This is a genomic window from Kitasatospora sp. NPDC058190 (assembly GCF_042883685.1).
In the GTDB taxonomy this organism is placed as follows: domain Bacteria; phylum Actinomycetota; class Actinomycetes; order Streptomycetales; family Streptomycetaceae; genus Kitasatospora.
Map to the genome: position 1 here is coordinate 1 of NZ_JBHVVI010000137.1, position 22,051 is coordinate 22,051.

The window sequence follows — 22,051 nt, forward strand, 5'->3', positions numbered from 1 at the left end:
GAGACGAAGTCCATGGGGATCTCCTTGGCTGTACTGGAGGTGTGCACGTCGCAGGCTAGGAGAAATAGTGGACAGAATCGGTCCACTATTCGCGTGAGGCCGCGGACATGCCTCGACCCACCGGCCGCGTGCTTGGCGCGCTCGGCCTCCTGGCCGGTGTTGCCGCCTACAACGCGGACGTTGACCTGGGAAGCGCCGGTACCCGGATCGCGCTGACGGGAGCGCCGTACGCTGTGGCCGCGGCGTTCTTCGTGCCGAGCAGGTGGGTGAGGCTGGGCTCGCTGGCCGTGCTGGCGGTCGCGGTGGCCTACGGGGGCTTCATCGGCCCGTCGCAGGCACAACACGGCCGGCAGGAGGCAGGCATCGCGCGGTACCGAGAACACCCGGAGCTGCTGTACCTCGGCGCCGCGCCGCCGGGCATGCACGCGTCCAGCGTCCACGTCGGCCCGGCCTCCTTCAATGTCGACTACCGGCCTGTCCGCGAGGGGTACGAGTCCGGGCACGTGGGTCTCGTGGTGCGCCCGCCGCTCACACCGACTCCTCGATGCCCCGAGCCCTCGGAGCAGGGAGTGAACTGCACGGTGGACGCGCGCGGCGAGATGGTCACGGTTCGCGGTCCCTCTCACGCTGTCACCCTTACCCGGCGCTACCGGGACGTGGAGGTCACCAGTCAGACCCTCGGCGAAGCCGGGCTACGCGATGTCCTGAACACTCTGCACCCGTTGTCGGACACGGAGCTGGGCAAGTTGATGCAGGAGCAGAGGATCGACTACAGGCTCTGACCTTGTCGTTTGACCAAGCCTTACTGGACGGTGATCCGTCGGGGCGATAGACCCGCCCTCGCCCTGTGATCAAGCGGCCCGGCGGACCTTCTCGGTCCTGTCGGCAGCCGATGACGTCGAGGAGGAGACCGCCGAGCGGGCCGCCGCACAGCTCCCGGTGCTTGTGGCCGGGCAGCGGGCCGACCCGTCGGCGCTCTCTTATTCTTCCCGTATGACGAGCCCTCAGCACGATCCCGAGCGGGACGGCGCCATGGCCCGCAGCGCCATCGACGCATACCTCACCAACCGCACGCGGTACTGGGAGCGGGCCGCTCAACAGACCCAGGCGGCCGAAGCCCAGGCCGCATACCGGGCCGCGCGCAACCGGCTCGCCCGGTGGAAGAGCGAAGGCGTCGTCGACGACTGGGTCGCGAGCGCCGTTGTCGAGGCCGCCGAGCAGGATGCCGCCCGAATCGGTCGCGAGGCCGCCGCCGCGAGGACCGGTCCAGCCCTGCACGCAACCGCCATCCGCCACACGGAGGCGATCCGGCGCTGGCTCCGCACCCAAGGCCACAGGTTTGCCGACGACGCGCCAGAGAAGGCGTAGCCACGTTTGTCCGAACACGTGTCCGCGTACTCAGCTAGGTGGCTCTGGCGGGATTTCGTGGCCGGAGTTCATCCCGGGGCCGTCGCCGGCTGGTCTGCCGGTGGGCAACCTCTGACTGTGTTCTGTTGAACTGGCCACACTGTGACCACAGTTGGCCAATGTGCTGGTTGTCTCGGTTGACGTTTCCGATGCTGTCGTGGCGATCCATGTCCGCACTCGGTCCGGCGTTCCAGCGGTGTGCACGGGATGGGGGCCCAGGTGCGGCCGGCTGTCGTTGCCTCCTTAGCCGATGACGCGGCCGAGGAAGTCGCGGATGTGCTGGGCGATCTCCTCCAGGTGGCTCTCGAGCGCGAAGTGGCCGGACTCGAGCAGGTGGATCTCGGCCTTGGGCAGGTCGTTGCGGAACGCCTCGGCGCCGGCGGGGCCGAAGATCTCGTCCCCGGAGCCCCAGACGGCCAGCAGTGGCACCTGGGAGTCGCGGAAGTACTGGTGGACCTTCGGGTACAGGGCGACGTTGGAGGGGTAGTCGCGGAAGAGCGCGAGCTGGATCTCGTCGTTGCCGGGCCGGTCCAGCAGGGCCTGGTCGTGGACCCAGTTGTCGGGGCTGACCAGGGTGGGGTCCGCGACGCCGTTGAGGTACTGCCAGCGGGTGACGTCGATGGTCAGGGCGCCGCGCAGTGGGGCCTCGGTCTCGGGGTTCGGGTTCTCCGCGTAGGCGAACAGGCCGTCCCAGAACGAGCGGACGAACCCCTCCTCGTAGGCGTTGCCGTTCTGGGTGATGATCGCGGTGATCCGGCCCGGGTTCTGCAGGGCGAGCCTCCAGCCGATGGGCGCGCCGTAGTCCTGGACGTACATGGCGAACCGGTTGACGTCGAGCTGCTGGAGCAGGCCCGCGGTGACCTCGGTGAGGGCGTCGAAGCTGTAGGTGAAGTCCTCGTGCGACGGGGCCGCGGACTGCCCGAAGCCGATGTGGTCCGGGGCGATGACGTGGTACCGGTCCGCGAGGGCCGGGATGAGCCCGCGGAACATGTGTGAGCTGGTCGGGAAGCCGTGGAGCAGCACGACCGTCGGGGTGTTGGCGTCGCCCGCCTCGCGGTAGAAGAGGCCGTGGTGCGCGGCCTTGCACCGGCAGCATCGCTGTCGCCGCTCCTGGACGGTGTCACCTCCCGTCCCGAGGTCACACCCGGCGGCATCACCTGGGCGGTGGACGTCCCCGAGGACCGAGAGCTGGCCGTACAGGCGCTCCTGACCTGGGGCTCCCTGCAGGAGACGATGGCGGGCAGGCTGCGGCCGTGCGCCAACGCCGAATGCCGGCTGTTCCTGCTCGACCGGAGCAAGCCCAACAAGGCGCGCTGGTGCTCGATGGCCAGATGCGGCAATCGGATGAAGGCCCGGCGCCACTACGAGCGAACCCGCGAAGCCGCCGCCGGTTAGCGGGTGGCAGACCGCGAGCGGCGGGGTCATCCACAGACGGGGTCAGCGTGATGGCCAGGATGTCGCGGTGGACCCTCGGTTCGAAACGGTGGACCGCCACGGAGAAGCGCCCGACCAGCGCGAAGAGGGAGAAACCCGTCTCAGTGCTGCTTCACACGCGGACAACCCCGTGGACTGCCGGACGTGGGGAGGCCCACCGAGGGGTGGCCACCGTCTCGGGTGGGCCGCCCGTCAGTGTTGAACAGCGGTCCGTCATCCGTACGAGTGGGCGCGGTGATGATCACCACGGGTGTCGGCGGTCGGACCGGCACGATGAGGCGCATGGACCGATTCATGACCAGGCGGGCCACCCCGGCCGCCGGTCTGCCCGACACCGCTTCCGTCGCCGTCCAGCCGCAGAACCGGCGTGTCGCCTCCCTGGTCACCCTGGCCAAGCTCCGCCTCGTGCACGCCGCGGCCCGGCACACGGGTCCGGCGCACGGGTGGAACCAGGCCGGCGACGGCATGCCGATCAGGTGGCGGCCGGAGGTCGAGGAGTTCAGGTACGTGGGCGCCCACGACTTCCACCTCGCCGCGCAGTGGATCGCCGAGGCCACCGCCACCGCCACCGGTCCGCTGCTCACCCGACCCGCACGCCCCGGGCGAACCCGTCTCCACCGGCACGGCTCCGCCCGCCGTCCCACCAGCAACGGAGGCCCGTGGACGAGCCCTTCGCCATCGCCGTTCGCGACCGCGCCCGCACCGGCGGTCGGGAAAGGCCCAGGGCGGACGCGCCCTCGTCATTCGTCCTGGACCGCGTGACTGTGCGCCGCGCCGGGCGGCTGCTGCTGGACGGCCTCTCGGCGCAGATCCCCGGCGCCGCGTGCACGGCGCTGGTCGGGCCGTCGGGGGCGGGCAAGTCGACGCTGCTGCGGTTGCTGAACCGGCTGGCCGAGCCGACGTCGGGTGTCGTCCGTTTCCGGGACAGGCCGCTGCCTGAGCTCGACGTGTTGGAGCTGCGCCGCCGGGTCGGGCTGGTCGGCCAGCAGCCGGTGCTGCTCACCGACCGTGTGGTCGACGACCTGCGGGTGGGCCGCCCGGACTTGGAGGAGGACCAGGCGGCCGTGCTGCTGGAGCGGGTCGGCCTGCCGGCCGGGATGCTGGAGCGGGCCACGGCGGGGCTGTCCGGTGGCGAGGCCCAACGGGTCTGCTTGGCACGGGCGTTGGCCGTCGGTCCGGAGGTGCTGCTGCTCGACGAGCCGACCTCGGCGCTGGACGCGGAGAGTGCGCAGGCGGTGGAGCACACGATCAAGGACCTGGTCGCGGACGGGCTCGCGGTGGTGCTGGTCAGCCACAACGTGCCGCAGGCGCGCCGGGTCGCCGACCACGTCCTGGTCCTGCGCGGCGGATGCCTGGTCGCCTCGGGGCCGGCGGACCGTGTCGACTACCTCCGGAAGGGCACGTGAACACGGCCGTACCGACCTGGGTCGGGGTCGCCGCCTCCATCGCCCTGGTGCTGCCGGCGATCGCGGTGGCGTGGCGCAAGCGGCTGCACCTGGCCCGGGACATCGCTGTCGCCGCCGCCCGCGCCGGCGTCCAACTCACCGCCGTCGGCGCGATCCTGGTCTTCGTCTTCCAGAACACCGGCGTGGCCGGAGCCGCCGGCTGGCTCGCGCTCATGGTGATCACGGCCGGGCGCGTCTGCGCGGGCCGCTCCGCCGGGATGCCCCACGCGCTGCCGATCGCCACCACCGCGGCCGCTGTCGGCTCCGCCGCGACCCTCGGCGTGCTGCTCGCCCTCGGGGTCATCGCCCCCCAGGCCCGGGTGGTGATCCCCGTCGGTGGCATGGTGGTCTCCGGCGCGATGCAGGCCACCACCCTGGTCCTGGTGCGCCTTCGCGACGAGGCCCGCACCGCGCGCCCCGCCATCGAGGCCCGCCTCGCGCTGGGCCTGCCCGCCGTCGACGCCTTCGCGCCCCATCTCCGCTCGACCCTGCGCACGGCGCTGATCCCCGCCGTCGACTCCACCAGGACCGTCGGGCTGATCAGCCTGCCCGGTGCGATGACGGGCCTGATCCTGGCCGGCGTCGACCCGCTCACCGCGATCCGCTACCAGATCGTCGTGATGTACATGATGCTCTCCGCCGCTGCCCTGGCCGCCCTCACCGCCGCCCACCTGGCCGAGCGCGCCCTGTTCGACGACGTCCACCGGCTGCGGCCGCTCACCGCCGGGACCCGACGATGACGCCCCGTCCGTCCCCGCCTGGGTCGGCCTCTACCCGCGCCCTCCGCAGGGCCGGTGCCTCACCGGAGTTCCGGATCGCCGAGGGTGAGGGGCTCTGACGGTTTGCCGTCCACACCGGTCGGCACTTCTCCGGCGATCAACACCCGGTGCATGATCCGCGGGAAGTCGAGGTGCGCGGTGTCACGAGGGGCCATGTGAACGGTGGTCCGGTTGTCCCAGAAGGCGACGCTGCCCGGCTCCCAGCGAAACCGGACCGTGTATTCGGGGCGGACCGCCTGCTCCAGCAGCATCTCCAGGACCGCCCGGCTCTCCGGGCGGGAGAGGCCGATGATCTGCTCGACGTAGAAACCGTTGACGAACAGTACGCGTTCGCCGGTTTCCGGGATGACGCGTACCAACGGGTGGGCCGTGGCCGTCTGATGACCGAGCAGGTGCTCGACGTACGCGTCATGGCCGGGCCGCGGCTGGTAGCCGACTCCGAGTCGGTGTTCGGCCCGCAGTCCGTCCACGAAGTCGCGCACGGGCGCCGACAGTCCCGCATAGGCCGCCGCGAGGTTGGCCCAGGTGGTGTCACCGCCGTAAGGCGGCACGGTCTCGGCCCGCAGGATCGTCGCGGCCGGCGGGTCGACGTGGTTGCTCCAGTCGGAGTGCCAAGGGTGCAGCAGGCTGTCGTTGCGCCGGTGAAGCCACTCCGTCCGGTCCATGCCGTACCGTCCGGACAGTTCCAGCCGATCGGCTGTCGTCTCGATCTCGGGCACGTCCGGCGGGGATGCGCTGCCGCGTCGCGGCCAGACGACAGGGCGCCCGAAGCGGCGGGCGAGTGCCACGTGCCCGGCGTGGTCCAGTCGCTGGTTCCGGAAGAAGACGACCTTCCACCGCAGCAGCGCCGCCCTGATCGCCGCGATCACGGCGTCATCGAGATCGTCCGCCAGGTCGACGCCGGTGATCTCCGCTCCAATGTGTCCCGCGACCGGGTTGACCTCAACCCCGGTAGCGCGGTCGGTTTCTCCTACCACCGCAGCCCCACTGTCCTCATCCGATCGTCTCGGGCCCTCCCACGCTGCCCCGGCAGGCAAGGTGCCCAACCCGGGACCCTTCGAATCCCCGCCGCGCGGGCCGGGCGCGGCGCGGGCGGTCCGCTACGGAAGACCCCGGGTGGCGGCCAGTGGGTTGGGGACGGGCACGAACCGGGGCTCGGTGCCGTCCGCGTCGAGCCAGCGGGAGAGCAGGTTGGCCTTGCCCGGCACTGTGGCCGCGGCCAGCAGCGCCGCCGCCTCCGGGAGGCCGAGCTCCTTCTCGCACCGCTCGAACTCCTGTCGCGCGGCCGGCCACAGCGCGCCGGCCACCCGGGGAAAGCGGTGCGCGAGGGTGTTGGCGATCTCGCCGAGGTTGTTGACGACGAGGCAGTACACCACGCGCCGCCAGGCCGCCTCGCGAGGCGTCTCGGGAACGACCTTGGCTCCCTCGGCGTCCCGGAAGACGGACTGGACGGGATGGCCGTCCGCGTCCACGGCGATCAGGGTGTTCTGCAGGTGGCACTCGACCGCCACACCGTGGCACGCGTACGCCTCCAGCACCGGCGGGACCAGGTGGCCCAGGTAAGCCTCCCACCAGCGCAGTGGGTCGTCGACGCGATCAAGCGGATTGCCGTCGAAGCCTTCGGTGAGCGCGGCGGTCAGTACCGCGGTGGCGCCCGGCACCAAGTGCTCGTCCAGGCCGTCGCGGACCAGGACCGGAAGGGTCTCCTCGAGGCCGCGAACCGTACGGTATCCCGGTTCACCCAACCAGGCCGCCCTGCCACCCATGGCCGCGAAGGCGGCCGCGACCAGCGGGTCGGTACGGCGCCCCTGGCGGAGCTCGTGCCGCCGCATCCGCCGAACGTCGTTGGTGATCTGCACGTCCAGGCTGAACTTGAGGAACAGATCGGCCGATCCGGGACGCTCGGGGCTTCCCGGGACGTGGACCGTGCGCACCGAGGACGTCGCCCGGGCCTGCCAGGGGGTGCTGCCGAGCCGGACGAGCCGCCCCTCGGCGAAGGCGGTGCGCACGGCCGGCAGGTGGCGGGTGAGGGCGAACTGCCAGGGGTGGACGGGCAGCAGGCGGTAGCCGGGCGGCGCCTGGCCCAGCGAGTCGAGAACGCGGGTGCAGCCTTCGTCGATCACCGCGTCGGCACGGACGCCGAGCAGCAGGAGCGGGAATCGCGCGTACGCCTCCGGGGCGTAGCGCAGCCAGGCGGCGGGCGGGCCGCCACCGCTGCGGGCCTTGGGGGCCGGGTGGCAGGGGTGTCCCATGACGAGCGCCTGTTCGGAGCACAGCCACGGGTGCTCGGGCGGGGTGGCGCGGGCGCGGGCTTCGAGGATCGCCCCCAGGGCCGCGCGACTGGCCGTCGCCTCGGCGACCAGGGCGGGGTTGGAGCGTCCGGTGGCGGCACGCATCTCCTGGGCGGCGACCTCGACGAGGTCGGCGTGGTCCAGGGCGTGCCAGGTCGCACCGGTCCACAGCTCGGGCGAGGAGGGCCGGTGGCCGGTGCGCACACGAAGCAGCCGGCCAGTGGCCCTCAGCCGGTGGACGGTGTGACCGATGTGACCGGTGGACGGGTTCACCGACGGGTCGACGGCTTCGCGCAGAAGGCAGTTGAGCAGCGGGGCAACGGACAGTGCGTCAGCTGTCCGAGCGAAGTCATCCATCGGTCACCAATATCATCCACCGGCCGTCATCATGTCTGGAACGGCCAAGCTGGTGACGGGAGGTCATATGCCTGACAGTGCCGCTGAACGGAAGCTGGCGGTGCAGCTGGGCGACATCCGCCCTGAGCTGGTCGATGCCTATCTCACCGCTCTGCCCGCGGCCCGGTCCGCGGTGCTGGCGCGGCTGTGGCGGGGGTTCGTCCACGAGCCGCTGCCCTGGATCGTGGGACGCGTTTCCGGGCCGGACGGTATCAGCCTGCGGCTTGCGGACGGGCGGGTGCTGCACGGACCGCCGTCGGATCCGTGGGCCACCGGGACGGCCGTCGCCCGCGTGGAGTTGGACGGCCGCCCGTTCGACCATCCGGCCCACCTGCTCACGGCGCTGGCCGTACCCGGTGGCGGGCGTTTCGCCGGCGAGCTCGATCACAGCGTCGCCTCGATGGCGCTCTCCCGCACCGCCTCGCACCCCGCCGGGCCGCCCGCGATGCCGTGGGAGTGGGAGCAGCGGTCACCGGACGGGCACCCCTACCACCCCGCCTGCCGGTCCCGTCCGGGTTTCTCGGCCGCCGAACAGCTCGCGTACGCACCGGAGCACCGGCCGGTGGTGGGTCTGCGGCTCGCACCGGTGGCCGACGCCATGGTGCGCGGCCCGTGGCCGGCGGACCTGCGCGACGGCCGGTTCGTGCTGATCCCGGTGCACCCCTGGCAGGCGGAGCACGTCCTGACCGGACGACCCCTGCGGCCCGGCCCGAACGCCCATCCGATGCTGTCCCTGCGAACGCTCGCCCTCGGCGGGAACATCCACGTCAAGACCGCGCTGAGCGTCCAACTCACCTCCGCGGTACGCGACATCTCGGCCTACTCGGTGGAGCACGCGCTGGCCACCTCCGAGATCGTGGAGCGGGCGGCGGAGCACCTCGGAGGCCGACTGCACATCGCGCGGACCCTGGCAGCGGCAGGAGACGGCACGCCGGATCTGGCCGCGGTGCTGCGTCAGTCCCCGTACGCGTGCGCGGGGTCGGGAGAGCACGTGGTGCCGGTGGCGCAGCTACCCGCATGCTTCGCACCGCTGACGGCCGACGAACGGCGGGACCGGATCGCCGAGTTCGCGCGCCTGGCCGTGGGGGTCTGCCTGGACCTGCTCGACCTGGGCGTGGCCCTGGAAGCGCACGGGCAGAACCTGCTCGCCGTCCTCGACCGGCAGGGCCGAGCCCGGCGACTGGTCTACCGTGACCTCGCCGACATCCGGATCAGCCCAACCCGCCTGGCCCGCCACGGACTCCGGCCGCCGATGACCGGTCGGCTCCTGGACGACGATCCCACCGCCCTGCGCCGCAAGGTCTTCGGCTGCCTGCTCACCGGAGCGCTGGGCCCACTGGCCGGAGACGCACCAGGCCTCGGCGCGATCCTGGCGGCCGCCGCCCGAGGCCTCCCGGCGACCCCCGACCTGCACGCCCTCCTGACGGACCCGCTTCCGGTCAAGGCCCTCACCTCGATGCGGCTCGCTCCCGACGGCGACCACTGGGCACAACTGCCCAACCCGGCCCTGCTCCGCTGATCCCGCAGCGGTGTCGCAGCTGGTCGGATTCAGGCCAGTGAGTGACATGTTCACGACACTAGAGTGATCTCCTGGTAACTGTACGTGCCAAGAGCGTCATGCTGTTCCTGCGGAGACGACCCCGGCCGCCGGGGCGCACCGGCGGCCCCTCGTCGCACCGGCGCCGACGCCACCCGAGCGGTGGTTGCCGTTCCATCCGATGAGCAAGTGACGCGCCGTCCGCCGTGACCAAGGCGGAACAGGAGCCACTGCTGACCTCAACGTCCTTACCAGAAAAGGGGATTGGCTGATGCTGCCCGCCATGTCACAGCACGACCGGGAAAGCTTCCTCGCCGACCGGCGAGTCGGAGTGCTGAGCGTCGCGGATCCCAGAGAAGGCGACCGCGGGCCGCTGAGCGTGCCGGTCTGGTACGGCTACGAGCCCGGAGGCGAGATCCTCGTCCAGACGGGGCGCGAGACGGTGAAGGGACGGCTGCTGCGCGCCGCGGGCCGGTTCGGCCTCTGCGTGCAGGACGAGCGGCGGCCCTACCGGTACGTGAGCGTCGAGGGGCCCGTCGTCGCGGTCGAGGACCCGGTGCCGCCGGCCGCCCGGGACGCGCTGGCCCACCGCTACCTGGACCCGGACGAGGCCCGCGGCTACCTCGACACCACCGCCGACCAGCTCAAGGACGACATCCTGTTCCGCCTGCGCCCCCAGCGCTGGCGCACCGCCGACTTCGCGGCCTTCGCGGCCGACTTCACCGAGCCCGCCGATCCGTCCGCCGACAGCGCGGACTGACCCGGCCCACTGTCGGCACCGGCACGGCACCTCAGCCTCAGTCGCAGCCGACGAAGCCGACCTCTTGAGAAGGACCAATGACCGATACCGATGTTTCGTCACGCCTGATCCGCATCCCGGCCGCCCGCCCCGCGGCAGGCGCCCCCTTCCCCGACTACCCGCAGGACCTCACCCTCCCGGAGCTCTTCGCCCGGCAGGCGGCCGCGCACCCGCACGCACCGGCGGCCCGGTACCGCGACCGCACCCTCAGCTACGGCCGGCTCGACACCGGATCGACCGCCCTGGCGGCCCGACTGCTCGCCGCCGGCATCGCACCGGGCGAACCGGTGGGCGTGTGCGGCAGCCGCTCCCTGGAGGCGCTGGTCGCGCTGCTGGGCATCCTCAAGGCCGGCTGCGCGTACGTGCCGCTCGACGACGACCTGCCCCCGGCCCGCCTGCGGGCCATGGCCGAGGACGCCGGACTGCGCGCCGCCGTCACCCTGCCCGGCGCCGTACGGCGGGTCCGCGGGCTGCGGGTGAGCATCCCGGCCGTGGTCGACGAGGAGGCGATACCGGGGCCCCTCCCGATCGCGGGCGCCTCGTCCGCGCCCACCGACTGCGCGTACGTCGCCTTCACCTCCGGCACGACCGGCCGCCCCAAGCCCGTGGCGATCCCGCACCGGGGCGTCGTCCGCCTCGTCCTGTCCGACCGCGAACTGCTCCCGCCCGGGCCCGGCGACCGGATCCTGCACGGCTACGGCCTGTCCTCGGACGCCTCGACGATCGAGATCTGGGGCGCCCTGCTCACCGGCGCCTGCCTGGTGATCGCCGACCGCGAGGAACTCCTCTCGCCGACCGCCCTGGAGGACCTCCTCCACACCCAGGGCGTCACCGTCGCCTACCTGACCACGAGCGTCTTCCACCTCCTCGCCCGGACTCGCCCGCAGGCGATGGCCGGCCTGCGGTTCGTCTCGGCCGGCGGCGAGGCGATGGACCCGCGGCTCGCGAACGCCGTCCTCGCGGCCTGCCCCGCCACCACCGTGGTCAACTTCTACGGCCCGACCGAGAACTCGGTCGTCTCCACCGCCCACCGGGTGCGCCCGCTGCCCGAGGACGCCGCGCACGTCCCCATCGGCCGCCCGTTCGGCGCCACCACCTGCCACGTCCTGCGCGCCGACGGCACACCCGCGGCACCCGGCGAGGAAGGCGAGCTGTACGTCGGCGGGGACGGACTGGCCCTCGGCTACCCGGGCGACGAGCAGTTGACCGCGCAGCGGTTCGTCCACCTGCCGCAGGTCGAACCCGGTGGACGCCTCTACCGCACCGGCGACCGGGCCCGCCGGAGCGCCGACGGTCTGCTGGAGTACCGCGGCCGGGCGGACCGCCAGGTGAAGCTGCGCGGCGCGCGCATCGAGCTCGACGAGGTGGAGTCGCGTCTGCGCGCCCATCCGGCCGTGGCCGAGGCCGTCGTCGAGGCCGACGACGGCGCGCTGACCGCCTACATCACCCCCGCCGCCCCCGGCGGCGACCTGCCCCTGCCCGAGCTGCGCGGCTACTGCGCCCGGTGGCTTCCACCGCAGGCCGTCCCCTCGCTCGTCGCCCTGGACCACTTCCCGGTGACCAGCGGCGGCAAGGTCGACCGTAAGCGGCTGCGCGCCGCCGCCCGTCCCGCCGCCGCTGGTCCTGCCGCCGCTGGTCCTGGCGACGAGACGCCGCCCGAGCGCCCGGCCGAAGGACTGCCCGCCCTCCTCGCCGGGATCTGGCAGCAGGTCCTGCGCACCAGGCCCGCCCCCGAGGACGACTTCTTCCACCTCGGCGGCGACTCCCTGCTCGCCTCCGAGACCGTCACCCGCACCCTCGCCGCCCTCGGCCTCGACGCCGCGCTCAGCTCCGCCCTCATCAGGGCCCTGCTCACCGCGCCCACGCTCAAGAGCTTCACCGACGCCGTCCGCGCCGCCCGCGAAGGTTCCCCGACCGGCGCCGAGGAATCCACCGTCGACCTCACCCGCGAGACCGAACTCGGCTTCCGCCTCCCGCCAGCCCAGGGCCCCGCGCCCTGCCCCCGGGACCCGAAGGACGTCCTGCTCACCGGTGCCTCCGGCTTCGTCGGCTCCTTCCTCCTGGCCGCCCTGCTGCGCCGCACCGCCGCCCGCGTCCACTGCCCCGTCCGCGCCGCGAGCCCCGCCCACGCCGAACAGCGCGTGCGCACCGCCCTCGCCCGCTACGGCCTGCACCTCGACGAGGCCGACTGGCAGCGCGTGACGAGCTTCCCCGCCGACCTCTCCGAGCCCGCCCTCGGACTGCCGGCCGACCACCGTGCCGACCTCGCCGACCGCCTCGACCTGATCGTGCACAACGGCGCCCAGGTCAACTTCCTCTACCCCTACGAACAACTGCGCGCCCCCAACGTGGACGGCACCCGGGAGATCATCCGCCTCGCCGCGCCCCGCCGCGTCCCGGTCCACTTCCTGTCGACCGTCGCCGTCGTCGCCGGCTCCGGCGCCGCCGGGGTGCGCGAGGTCGCCGAGGACGCCCCACTGGCCCACGCCGACGGGCTCTCCATGGGCTATGCCGAGAGCAAGTGGGTGGGGGAGGGGGTGCTGCGCCAGGCGGCGGCGCAGGGACTACCGGTGGCCGTCCACCGCCCCTACGAGGTGACGGGCGACCAGGTGAGCGGTGTGAGCAACACCGAGACCGCCATCTGCTCCCTCTTCAAGACGATCGCCGAGACCGGCCTGGCCCCCGACATCGCCCTGCCGATGGACTTCGTCCCGGTCGACCACCTCGCCGAGGCCGTGGTCCACATCGCCACCCGCCAGGACACCGACGGCCGCACCTACCACCTCACCAACCCCCGCCCCGCGATGCTGTCGGACGTCATCGAGCGGATGCGCGCGGCCGGCTGCGAGGTCCGCACGCTGCCCTACCGGCAGTGGGTCGGCGAGCTGGTCCGGCACGTCGCCGCCAACCCCACCAGCGCCACCGCCCCCTTCGTGTCGCTGTGCGTGGACCGCAGCCGCACCGCCGACATGTCCGTCAAGGAGCTGTACTTCGAGGGCACCTTCCCGGTGCTCGGCCGGCGCAACGCCGAGACCGCCCTGGCGGGCAGCGGACTCCACTGCCCGCCGGTCGACGCCGCCCTGCTGGACCGCTACCTGGAGTACTTCTTCACCTCCGGTTACCTGCAGCGCCCCGCCGCCACCACCCAGGAGGGCATCCGATGACCGACACCGCCATCCCCGCCCCCGTTCCCGTACCCGAGGTGACGCCCGGCACCGCCGGACCGCCGTGCGCCTACGCCCGGCTGCGCGCCGAACAGCCCGTCGTCAAGGCACAGTTGCCCAACGGCGAGACCGCCTGGCTGCTGAGCCGCTACGAGGACGCCCGTGCCGCCTTCGCCGACCCGAGGCTCGTCCGGCCCCTGCTGTCCGCCTGGCCGCCCGTCGAGGGCGACGACGCACCGCCGCCGTGCCTGCCGACCTTCCTGGAGATGACGGGCGAGCACCACGAGCGCGTACGCCGCGTCGTCCTGCCGCTGTTCGGCCGCGGGCGCCTGGAGTTCATGCGGCCCCGCATCCGCGCCATCGCGCAGGAGCTGATCGACGCGATGACGGCCGCCGCACCCGACCGCACGGCCGACCTCGTGGCCGCCTACGTCGAACCGCTGCCGCTGCGCGTGCTGTGCGAGACCATCGGCCTCCCGCACGAGGACCGCGACCGCTACCTCCCGCACACCCTCACCCTGCTCGGCGCCGCCGGGCTGACCACGGACGAGATCCTCGCCGCCCTGTACGCCCTGCAGGACTACGCCTCGCAGCTGATCGCTCGCAAGGAACGGGAAGGCAAGGAACGGGAAGGCAAGGAACAGCAGGACGGGGAGGGGGACTACATCCGCCTGCTCCTCGCCGAGAGCCGCCGCCCCGGCGGTGAGCTGACCAGGGACGACGTCGTCAGCTTCGTCGTCACCATGCTCATGGCCGGCTACAAGACCAACATGCAGCACACCGGCAACGCCCTGCTCACCCTGCTCACCCACCCCGACCAGCTCCGCCGGCTACGCGACGAACCCTCCGGAATTCCCACCGCCGTGGACGAACTGCTGCGCCACGTCCCGCTGATGAACGCGATCAACATCCTCGTCGCCGAGGAGGACCTCATCCTCCACGGGCAGCACATCCGGGCCGGTGACGCCGTTGTCCCGGTGCCCGCCTCCGCCAACCGCGACCCCGAGGCGTTCACCGACCCCGACCGCCTCGACCTCACCCGCGCGCCCAACCCGCACATCGCCTTCGGCCACGGCCCGCACGCCTGCACCGGCGCGCACCTGACCCGCATGCAACTGGCCACCGTGATCCAGGTGTTGCTGGAGGAGCTGCCCGGCATCGAACTCGCCGAGCCTGCCGAGTCGCTGCCCTGGGACGAGACCACCCCGCTGCGCGCTCCCGCCCGCCTGCCGGTGCGCTGGTGACGACGGCATCCAAGCCCGACGCCTCCGACTCCGCTCAGAAAGGACCGCGCCACGTGAGCGCACCCCAGGCTCCCGCCACCACCGACGGCGCCCCGGACGACAGGCCCCTGCCGCGTTACCCGTTCAGCACCGACGGCGACCGCCTCGCCCCCGAACTGGACGAACTGCGCAGCCGCTGCCCCGTCGCCCGGGTCAGGACCAACTCCGGCGGCGAGGCGTGGCTGGTCACCGGCTACGACCTGGCCCGCGACGTCCTGCGCGACCGCGCCTTCGCCCGCTCCGTGCTCGGTGAGGACGACAGCCCGACCCAGGACGCCCCGATCCTGGCGCCCGAACTGATGGACGCCATGAACCACCTCCAACAGGCCGGGCTGCGCGACGAGGTGCTCGCCGCGCTCGGCCGCAACCAGCCCGAACTGCCCGCCGACTGGGTCGCCGAGGTCACCGGGCAAGGCCTGGAACGGATGGTCGCCGAGGGCGCGCCGGGCGACCTGCAGCGGCACTTCGCCGAGTGGGTCGCCGCGCAGTGCCTGTGCCGGCTGCTCGGCCTGCCCTTCGAGGACCGCGAGTGGCTCGCCGGGCGCGCCGACAAGGACCTCACCATGGCGACGTACTCCGACGAGGAACTCGCCGCCAACTGGGAGGCGATCCGCGCCTACATGGCGGCCTTCATGGCCGCCCGCACTCCCGGGCGCCCCCGCGGCCTCGCCGATCGGCTCGCCGATCTGAACGCCCTCCACCAGGGCCTGGACGAACGGCAGTTGTCCAACATCGTCGCCGTGCTGTTCGTCAGCGGCTACGAGGACTTCGCGAGCTTCCTGGGCGTCGCCGCGTTCAACCTCCTCCAGCACCCCGAGGCGATGGACGCGTTGCGGGAGAGCCCCGAGGCGACACCCCAGTACGTCGAGGAACTGCTGCGGTGCAGCGTCGTCCTCGGCAACGCGATCCCGCGCTTCGTCACCCAGGACACCTCCCTGGGCGGCGCGCGGGTCAAGACCGGCGACCTGATCCTGCTCTCCCTGGACGCCGCCAACTTTGACCCCGACGCGTTCGCCGACGCCGAGCGGTTCGAGCCCGCCCGCTCGCCCAACCCCCATCTGCGCTTCGGCCACGGCCGCCACCACTGCCCCGGGGCCCATCTGGTGCGCAGGCAGTCCGATGTCGCCTTCCGGGTCCTCCTCCAGCGCTTCCCCGGCCTGCGCCTGGCCGTGCCGGCCGCCGAGGTCCCCTGGCACCCGAACCGGATGGCCATCATGGCGGCCGCCGTCCCGGTCACCTGGTGACCTGACCCGCCCTGGTTCGGGCGGTCCCGCCGTCCGCCGGTGCCGCGAGGCCTCCTCGCGGCACCGGCTGGCCTTCACGGCGCTGAGGCCGCGGCGTGCGCGAACAGCCCGGCGTGGCGGGCGATCGCTCCCGCGTGGTCGGCGCACCGCCGGTAGCAGCAGGACAGCAGCACCAGGTCGGCGATGTCGTCCGGGTCCGCGTGGTCCTCGTGCAGCAGCAGTTCGTACAGCAGCCGCTGCCGTTGGCCGATCTCCTGCAGCTCGGTGAGCACGTCCGCCACCGCCTCGGGCGCCCCGGAATCCAGCACCTCGGCCGCCCGCGCGACCAGGTCCAGCGCCGCGTCGGCGATCCCGCGCAGCGGGGCCAGCAGCCGTTCGTCGAACGGCTCCCGCCTCCGGCGCGCCCAGGCCGCCTCCAGCAGCCGCTGCACCAGCTGCCCGAGGGCCTCCACCTCGCATCCGACGTGGACGCCCACGACGGTCCCGGCCCGGCCGCCGAGTGTTCCGGCGGCGTCCTCCTCGATCCGGGAGCGCAGCTCGGCCAGGGCCTCCTCCGCGGCGGGAATGCCGTCGCCGCCGTCCGCCGGACCGGTCAGTACGACCGTCGCGCCGCCGAGCGCGGCGTGCGCCAGCCGTACCAGGCAGGCCAGCTCGCCGACCAGCACGCGGTAGCCGCGGTCCGCGCCGTCCGACATCGCGTTCACTCCCGTCCTCCGGCCCCCCGACCAGTGTCTCCCCGCTGACGCGGGTCGTCACGGCGCTCGAAGCGGCGCCGTCCCCCTGCGCGGGCGACCGCCGGAAGCGGTGACCGCCCCCGGCGCGCGTCACGCGGGCCGGGGGCGGCGGACCGGTTATCGGTACCCGTACGCCTTCCAGTTGTCCAGGACGTGCTGCTGGAGCTCCGGGGACCAGTTGTGGGCGAAGTCCGAGGCCACCGGCCGCTCGTCGGCGGGGAAGCGGTCGGCCAGCAGGCAGTTGTAGACCACCTTGGTGGCGTGGTAGCTCAGCCGCTCGTGCTCGTCCAGGTAGACCGGGATGATGTTCTGCGGCTGGTTCGCGAAGTGGGCCTCGCCGTGCTCCGGGTGGGACCGGCTGGCGAACGCCCAGATCACCTGGTTCGGGTCGGCGATGTCGAAGTCGTGCTCCACCAGGATGAGCTTGGGGATGCCGAAGGCGAGCTTGCCCGCACCGAACACGATCTCGCCCACCCGCTGGGCCATCTCCTGGGAGGAGAGCCCGGTCCGCTCGTGCCAGTCCGGGGTGAGCGCGACGACCCACCAGTGGGCGGCCGATTCGAGGACGCCCCAGCAGGCGGAGACCGGGGCGTCGGCCTGGCGCAGCACGTGGGTCATCTCGGCGGCGTGCGGCATGCCCCAGCCGGTGTGGTCCTCCTCCACCGGGGCGCCGGCGACGGCGACCGGCAGGATCGCGTCGTTGCGGTGGGTCACGGCGGTGACGTGCAGGACGGGCTTGGGCGAGCGGTTGCCGCGGTCGAGGTAGCCGGGGTATTCGCCCATCGGCCCCTCGTCGACGAGGTCGGTCAGGGAGACGTGGCCCTCGATGACGATCTCGGCGGTGGCCGGGACGAGGAGGTCGACGGTCTCGGCCCGCACCATCTCCAGGGGCTCGCCGAAGTAGGCGCCCAGGAAGTGCGACTCGTCCTCGCCTTCGGGGATCGGCATGCCGCCGACGTACGGCAGACCGGGCTCGACGCCCAGCGCGACGGCGATCGGCAGGGGCTCGCCCTGCTTCTCCCACAGCGCCCGGATGATGCCCAGGTGCTGCGGCGGCGGGATCAGGCAGGCGAGGCGGTTGCGGTCGACGAGCATCATGCGGTTGATCGACCAGTTGGTCCAGGAGCCGTCCGGCGTCCTGACGATGTTCATGCCCCAGGTCTGGATGTACCGCCCGCCGTCCCCGTCGTGGATCAGCGGGGTGGGGAACTTCAGCAGGTCGACGTCGTCGCCGACCATGACGTTCTCCTTGCAGGGGCCGGTCTCCAGGACCTTCGGTGGAATCGGCTCCCGGGTACGGGCGTCCGCCAGAGCCGTGATGATCTCCGCCCCCTTGGCGTCGGGCGGCAGCCCCAGCGCCACGGCGATCCGGCTGTACGTCAGCCCGGGCCGCGCGGACAGCCCGCCCGGAGCGGCGAGGACGCGGAAACCCTTCTCGATGCCCTTGATGGTGTTGAACAGCGGCGCGGCGGCGCGGAGTTCGTACGACCGGCGGGCGACCGCGCCGATCTCGAGGTTCCAGTCGACCTCCTTGTCGATCGGCTGGATCTCCCCGATCCCCGACAACTCGTCGATGAACTCCCGCAGGCTCTTGAGGTGCTTCAGCTCGGCTGGGTCGGTCGTCACCGGATCTCTTCCCCCGTACGTATCTGACAGAGCGTCAGTGACTGTAGTGACAGGTGGGGCGACTGACAAGGGCCACTCCGCGAAGGCCCTACTCCCCGCCCAGTGCATCGACCACGGTCAGGAAGTTGGGCCCGTGCCACCTGAAGGTCGGGTCGGCTTCACGGGAGAAGTGCGCGAGCCGGTTGCCGATGCGCGCGATCACCTCGAGGTTGTCCGGGCCTTTGTGGCCGGGCGGACCGAAGTTGCTCTCGATCAGGCTCACCGCGTCGACGGCGTGACCGGCCGTGTCGATGACGACGGGCTCGAGCCAGGGCAACGAGGCGACATCGTTGGCGCGCGCGATGTGTGCCATCCCGCCATTGAGGGGAGTCACGACCTCGAAGTTCCCCCGGGTGCCGAAATTGCCCTGGATCAGTACCGGATTGCCGCTGGCACCGGACAGGATGGGGGGCACGAAGTTCGGCCCGTGCCAGGTGAAGGGCGGTTCGTTGTCGCGGGAGAAGTGCGCGAGACGGTCGCCGATGCGCGCGATCACCTCGAAGTTGCCGGGGCCTTCGTGACCGGGCGGGCCGAAGTTCCCCTGGATCATGCTGATCGCCTCGATCGTGTCACCTTTGACGTCAATGGCGACGGGCACGCTCCAGGGCAGCGCCGGATCATCGTTGTTGCGGAACAGGTGTGCCATCCCGCCACCCGTCGGGGTCAGGACCTCGAAGTTCCCCCGGGCGCCGAAACTGCTCTGGATGAGCACCGGATTGCCCGTGGCGCCGGACGGAATGTCGGGCAGGAACGTGGGGCCGTGCCAGGTGAAGGGCGGTTCGCTTTCGCGGGAGAAGTGCGCGAGCCGGTTGCCGATGCGGGCGATCACCTCGAAGTTGCCGGGGCCTTTGTGGCCGGGTGGGCCGAAATTCCCCTGGATCATGCTGATCGCCTCGATGGGTCCGGTTCCGGCACCGGTGGCGAACAGAGTCGGCGGGCTCCAGGGCAGGGCGGGGTCGTCGTTGTTGCGGAAGAAGTGGGCCATCCCGCTGACCAGAGGCGTCAGGAGCTCGAAGTTCCCGCGGGTGCCGAAGTTGCTCTGGAGGAGGACCGGATTGCCGCTGGCGCCCCCGAAAACGAGCTGGACGAAGGCTCCTTCCGAAGGGACGGGCCGGCGGTCCGCGAGCGCCACGATGAACAGCAGGTACCAGCCCGGCGGGGCGACGTCGCCGGTCGGCGGGGTGAACACCCGGAGTCCGCCCGCCTCCTGAGCGAACTGGCAACCGACGTACCGCTGGTCGGGGTTGAACGCATGCGTCGAGGAACCGGCACGCAGGATCGCGACATCGGTGATCCGGCCGGCATCGGGGGTGTCGACCAGGAAGGAGGAGCCGTAGCCGATCGTCGTGCCCCCCGGCAGGCTTGCGATCCTCGGCCGATCCGCACGGGAGAAGTACGGCGGCTCGTAGATCTCGATCTGCTTTTCCCGGTTGTCTATCGGTACGTGAGGGGGAGGGGGTTGGTCACCCAGCATGAAGTCCTGCGCGTTGGTCGGCAGGGGGTGGTTCGGGTCCTTCGGTGTAGGCGGCAGCGTGGGCGTGGCCGGATCCGGATCATTCAGGTAGTCGTGCGTGAAGTGGTAGCTCCAGTCGACGCCTTTGCTGGTGCCGCAGGTGAGGACCCGGCCGTCGGGCATCAGGAGAGCGACCGAGTGATAACCGCGTTCCACCTGGGCCGTCCCGTTGTCCGGCAGTACCGTCCAGTTTTTCGAGTCGGAGTCGAAGACCTCGCATTCCTTCATGGGCCGAACGTCGTGGCCGTCGAAGTCGAAGCCTCCGCACAGCAGGACTTCCCTGGTCGGGAGGAGCACCGCGCAGCCGTCGACGCGCTGGCGCGTGGTTTGGGCTGCGATGGGCTGACGCGGCCCGGTCGGGGTCCAAGCCGACGTCTCGCCGGGCGGGTGGATCGTGATTGTGAACGGCTGGTGATCGCCGCACACGAGGACGACCGGCTCGAATTCGGCCTGCCACCGCAGCGGCAGGAGGACCGCGGTCGTGTGGTAGTCCGCGTAACGTCCGGCCTCGGAGGTCTTGGTGACCGGGTCGGGGTTCGGGTCGCCCGGCTGCTTGGTCACGGTGCGCCACGACGAGGAACTACGCTGCCAGGCCATGCTGTTGCCGCCCATGCCGGTCGCGTTGAACACCTCGCCGTTGGGAAGCTGGAACAGTCTCGGGTAGAAGCCCGTGAATACCGGGATCCCGTCGATTTTCGGGATCTCGCCGAGGATCTGCCACTGGCCCCCGATGAAGACCTCCACGTGCGGATTCGTGTGCGTCGCCGTCGTGGCGTCGCTGACGTGGCCGGACAGGGCCAGGCAGCTTCCGTTGCCCAGAGTGATCAGGGTCGGGTACCAGCGGCCGTCCGCCATGTTCGCGGCCTGGCTCCAGGGGTTGGTGCCGATCGGGGGGACGGGGTCGAACTTCCAGGTGTACCGCAGACCGGTGAAGTGGCCCGCCGCATGGTGCTCGTCGATCGGCTCACCGGGGAATGCGATCCGCCACGTCTCGGTGCCGCCCGCCACCAGGAGACGTCCGCTGGGCAGGAAGGCGTGGCCGCAGCAGAAGAGGTCCGGCGGGGGGCCCGTGCCCTCTCCCTGGAGGTGAGGGGACTCGCCGGGGATGAGGGTGGCGTGCGTGCAGTCGTAGATCCGGGTGGTCTCGATGAACGTAGGATCGGTGCGCCCGAGGAAGTGGCGGCCGGGGTCGTGTTCGTCGCCGCCGAAGAGCAGGACTTCGTTGGTGTTGAGCAGGGCCGCGTGAACCGTGAGGATGCCGGCGTCGCTGGTACGGGGGTTCCACGACATGTTCTGCGCGAGCAGATTCGGACCGCCGGTCTCGATGCGGTCGACGGTGAGGGTGCCGCCGGCGTCGAACGTCAGCCCGATGTGGCTCACGCTTCCCAGGTCGGCACTGCCGACCAGGTCCAGGAACGGAAGCTCCACCAGGCCCGTGCTCACGCTCGCCGATGCCGTGGCGGTGCCGCCGGCGGTCACGAGGGTGAGCCCGACCCCGGCGTCACCGCCGGAGTTTCCGGGGATCGTGATCCGCACCCGATCGACACCGGCCCCCTTGAGGTTCCAGCCGGTGGCAGGCGCACCGCTGTCGTTCGCGGCGTCGTAACCGAGTTCGAGTCTGCTTCCCCCGGCCGCCGCGACGAACGTGAGGCGAGCCGGTCCTCCGACGTCCAGGTGCGCCGATGACCCCGCGGTGGAGGCCGAGGTCGTGACCGTCGTCGCGCGGATTCCGCCGAGCATGGTCCCCGACTGCTGTCGCCGGTCCACCGCCGGCGCCGCGACAGTGAAGTCCGCCGCGCCGGTCATGAAGTCGTCGATCAGACGCGATGCCAGGGCGGTGGGCGTCACCACCAGTCCCGCCGTCGTCGCCGAGATCACCCCGCGGGAATCGAGGGTGAACGACTGGGCTCCGCCGGCCCCGTCGATCGGATCGAACACGTAGATGTCCGTCGGGACCAACGTCAGCTGGTGAGTCGAGGTGTGGGACAGCACCGCCTGGTTGCCCAGAAGCTCAGGCTCGAGATCGTGGGGATTGCCGCGCCCGTCCAGCGTCACCGGATAGCCGAGTACGGTCAGCCTCCGTCCCTGCGTCACGGCGAAGCCGCCGTATTTCGGCGGCACCACCACTTGGCCGTCGCGCATCAGCACCAACGCGAAGTCGGCCATGCCGCGGCTGAGTTCGTAGTTGTAGGTGGCGGGGATGAGGTGCAGGGTCGTGGGGGTCTGGCGACCGAGGGTGACATCAGGGTTGTCGAGGAGCACGGGTGTCATGTCGTGGGACAGGTTGGTGAGGTCGAATTCCACGTCGTAGCCGGTGACGGTCAGTGTGCGGCCGTTGATCTGTGCGCAGCCGGCCAATG

General features: G+C 71.8%; 17 protein-coding genes. 11 read left to right on the forward strand and 6 right to left on the reverse strand.

The genetic code is table 11. The annotated features are described in order from the left end of the window. Positions 1 to 128: 128 nt before the first annotated feature. Together ACFVWU_RS38380 and ACFVWU_RS38385 are read left to right on the forward strand one after the other, a co-directional pair. On the forward strand, positions 129 to 782 hold the full coding sequence (locus ACFVWU_RS38380; protein WP_387629778.1) for a hypothetical protein: 654 nt from the start codon (positions 129 to 131) through the stop codon (positions 780 to 782). Positions 783 to 993: 211 nt separating this feature from the next. Then, positions 994 to 1,368 carry a hypothetical protein gene (locus ACFVWU_RS38385; RefSeq protein ID WP_387629780.1) on the forward strand — a complete coding sequence of 125 codons (375 nt, stop codon included), beginning with the start codon at positions 994 to 996 and terminating at the stop codon, positions 1,366 to 1,368. A gap of 282 nt (positions 1,369 to 1,650) precedes the next feature. Here the strand turns inward: ACFVWU_RS38385 and ACFVWU_RS38390 are convergent, their stop codons facing one another. Beyond that, a complete protein-coding gene (locus ACFVWU_RS38390) occupies positions 1,651 to 2,397 on the reverse strand; it encodes an alpha/beta fold hydrolase (protein WP_387629781.1) in 747 nt (248 codons plus the stop codon). A gap of 21 nt (positions 2,398 to 2,418) precedes the next feature. Here ACFVWU_RS38390 and ACFVWU_RS38395 point away from each other — a divergent pair, with 21 nt between their 5' ends. From ACFVWU_RS38395 to ACFVWU_RS38410, 4 genes are all read left to right on the forward strand, one after another. Continuing rightward, positions 2,419 to 2,802, forward strand: coding sequence for a CGNR zinc finger domain-containing protein (locus ACFVWU_RS38395; protein ID WP_387629784.1), 384 nt, complete (start codon positions 2,419 to 2,421; stop codon positions 2,800 to 2,802). A gap of 321 nt (positions 2,803 to 3,123) precedes the next feature. Then, the gene (locus ACFVWU_RS38400) at positions 3,124 to 3,603 is read left to right on the forward strand and encodes a hypothetical protein (protein WP_387629786.1); all 480 of its coding nucleotides are present in this window, start codon (positions 3,124 to 3,126) and stop codon (positions 3,601 to 3,603) included. Next, entirely contained in the window at positions 3,600 to 4,247 is a 648-nt protein-coding gene (locus ACFVWU_RS38405) for an ATP-binding cassette domain-containing protein (RefSeq protein WP_387629788.1), read from the forward strand. Before ACFVWU_RS38400 ends, ACFVWU_RS38405 begins: the two co-directional genes overlap by 4 nt. Beyond that, complete coding sequence (locus ACFVWU_RS38410; protein WP_387629791.1) at positions 4,244 to 5,026, forward strand: ABC transporter permease; 783 nt, start codon at positions 4,244 to 4,246, stop codon at positions 5,024 to 5,026. The genes ACFVWU_RS38405 and ACFVWU_RS38410 overlap by 4 nt, the downstream gene beginning before the upstream one ends. A 59-nt stretch (positions 5,027 to 5,085) precedes the next feature. Here ACFVWU_RS38410 and ACFVWU_RS38415 read toward each other — a convergent pair whose 3' ends face one another. After that, a complete protein-coding gene (locus ACFVWU_RS38415) occupies positions 5,086 to 6,042 on the reverse strand; it encodes a TauD/TfdA dioxygenase family protein (protein ID WP_387629793.1) in 957 nt (318 codons plus the stop codon). Between the two features lie 123 nt (positions 6,043 to 6,165). Continuing rightward, positions 6,166 to 7,713 (reverse strand): IucA/IucC family protein, encoded by a 1,548-nt coding sequence (locus tag ACFVWU_RS38420; protein ID WP_387629795.1) that lies wholly within the window; start codon positions 7,711 to 7,713, stop codon positions 6,166 to 6,168. A 67-nt stretch (positions 7,714 to 7,780) separates the two neighbouring features. Between ACFVWU_RS38420 and ACFVWU_RS38425 the strand changes: the two genes are divergently transcribed. From ACFVWU_RS38425 to ACFVWU_RS38445, 5 genes are all read left to right on the forward strand, one after another. Then, a complete protein-coding gene (locus ACFVWU_RS38425; RefSeq protein WP_387629798.1) occupies positions 7,781 to 9,271 on the forward strand; it encodes an IucA/IucC family protein in 1,491 nt (496 codons plus the stop codon). 301 nt (positions 9,272 to 9,572) lie between these two features. Beyond that, a complete protein-coding gene (locus ACFVWU_RS38430; RefSeq protein WP_387629801.1) occupies positions 9,573 to 10,049 on the forward strand; it encodes a pyridoxamine 5'-phosphate oxidase family protein in 477 nt (158 codons plus the stop codon). A gap of 77 nt (positions 10,050 to 10,126) precedes the next feature. After that, positions 10,127 to 13,252, forward strand: a complete 3,126-nt coding sequence (locus ACFVWU_RS38435; protein WP_387629803.1) for an amino acid adenylation domain-containing protein — start codon at positions 10,127 to 10,129, stop codon at positions 13,250 to 13,252. Continuing rightward, the gene (locus ACFVWU_RS38440; RefSeq protein WP_387629804.1) at positions 13,249 to 14,496 is read left to right on the forward strand and encodes a cytochrome P450; all 1,248 of its coding nucleotides are present in this window, start codon (positions 13,249 to 13,251) and stop codon (positions 14,494 to 14,496) included. The genes ACFVWU_RS38435 and ACFVWU_RS38440 overlap by 4 nt, the downstream gene beginning before the upstream one ends. A gap of 53 nt (positions 14,497 to 14,549) precedes the next feature. Further along, complete coding sequence (locus ACFVWU_RS38445; RefSeq protein ID WP_387629806.1) at positions 14,550 to 15,779, forward strand: cytochrome P450; 1,230 nt, start codon at positions 14,550 to 14,552, stop codon at positions 15,777 to 15,779. Positions 15,780 to 15,853: 74 nt separating this feature from the next. Here ACFVWU_RS38445 and ACFVWU_RS38450 read toward each other — a convergent pair whose 3' ends face one another. From ACFVWU_RS38450 to ACFVWU_RS38460, 3 genes are all read right to left on the reverse strand, one after another. Beyond that, positions 15,854 to 16,483 carry a hypothetical protein gene (locus ACFVWU_RS38450; RefSeq protein WP_387629809.1) on the reverse strand — a complete coding sequence of 210 codons (630 nt, stop codon included), beginning with the start codon at positions 16,481 to 16,483 and terminating at the stop codon, positions 15,854 to 15,856. 147 nt (positions 16,484 to 16,630) lie between these two features. Then, a complete protein-coding gene (locus tag ACFVWU_RS38455; RefSeq protein WP_387629812.1) occupies positions 16,631 to 18,139 on the reverse strand; it encodes a UbiD family decarboxylase in 1,509 nt (502 codons plus the stop codon). Between the two features lie 88 nt (positions 18,140 to 18,227). Next, positions 18,228 to 21,995, reverse strand: coding sequence for a galactose oxidase-like domain-containing protein (locus ACFVWU_RS38460; protein ID WP_387629815.1), 3,768 nt, complete (start codon positions 21,993 to 21,995; stop codon positions 18,228 to 18,230). Between the last annotated feature and the right edge of the window lie 56 nt (positions 21,996 to 22,051).

What these genes read in the sequence shown, in the direction of transcription:
- ACFVWU_RS38430 (WP_387629801.1), top strand. Translation starts at nt 9,573, where the DNA reads ATGTCACAGCACGACCGGGAAAGCTTCCTCGCCGACCGGCGAGTCGGA.
- ACFVWU_RS38440 (WP_387629804.1), top strand. Translation starts at nt 13,249, where the DNA reads ATGACCGACACCGCCATCCCCGCCCCCGTTCCCGTACCCGAGGTGACG.
- ACFVWU_RS38385 (WP_387629780.1), top strand. Translation starts at nt 994, where the DNA reads ATGACGAGCCCTCAGCACGATCCCGAGCGGGACGGCGCCATGGCCCGC.
- ACFVWU_RS38435 (WP_387629803.1), top strand. Translation starts at nt 10,127, where the DNA reads ATGACCGATACCGATGTTTCGTCACGCCTGATCCGCATCCCGGCCGCC.
- ACFVWU_RS38425 (WP_387629798.1), top strand. Translation starts at nt 7,781, where the DNA reads ATGCCTGACAGTGCCGCTGAACGGAAGCTGGCGGTGCAGCTGGGCGAC.
- ACFVWU_RS38420 (WP_387629795.1), bottom strand. Translation starts at nt 7,713, where the DNA reads ATGGATGACTTCGCTCGGACAGCTGACGCACTGTCCGTTGCCCCGCTG.
- ACFVWU_RS38400 (WP_387629786.1), top strand. Translation starts at nt 3,124, where the DNA reads ATGGACCGATTCATGACCAGGCGGGCCACCCCGGCCGCCGGTCTGCCC.
- ACFVWU_RS38390 (WP_387629781.1), bottom strand. Translation starts at nt 2,397, where the DNA reads ATGTTCCGCGGGCTCATCCCGGCCCTCGCGGACCGGTACCACGTCATC.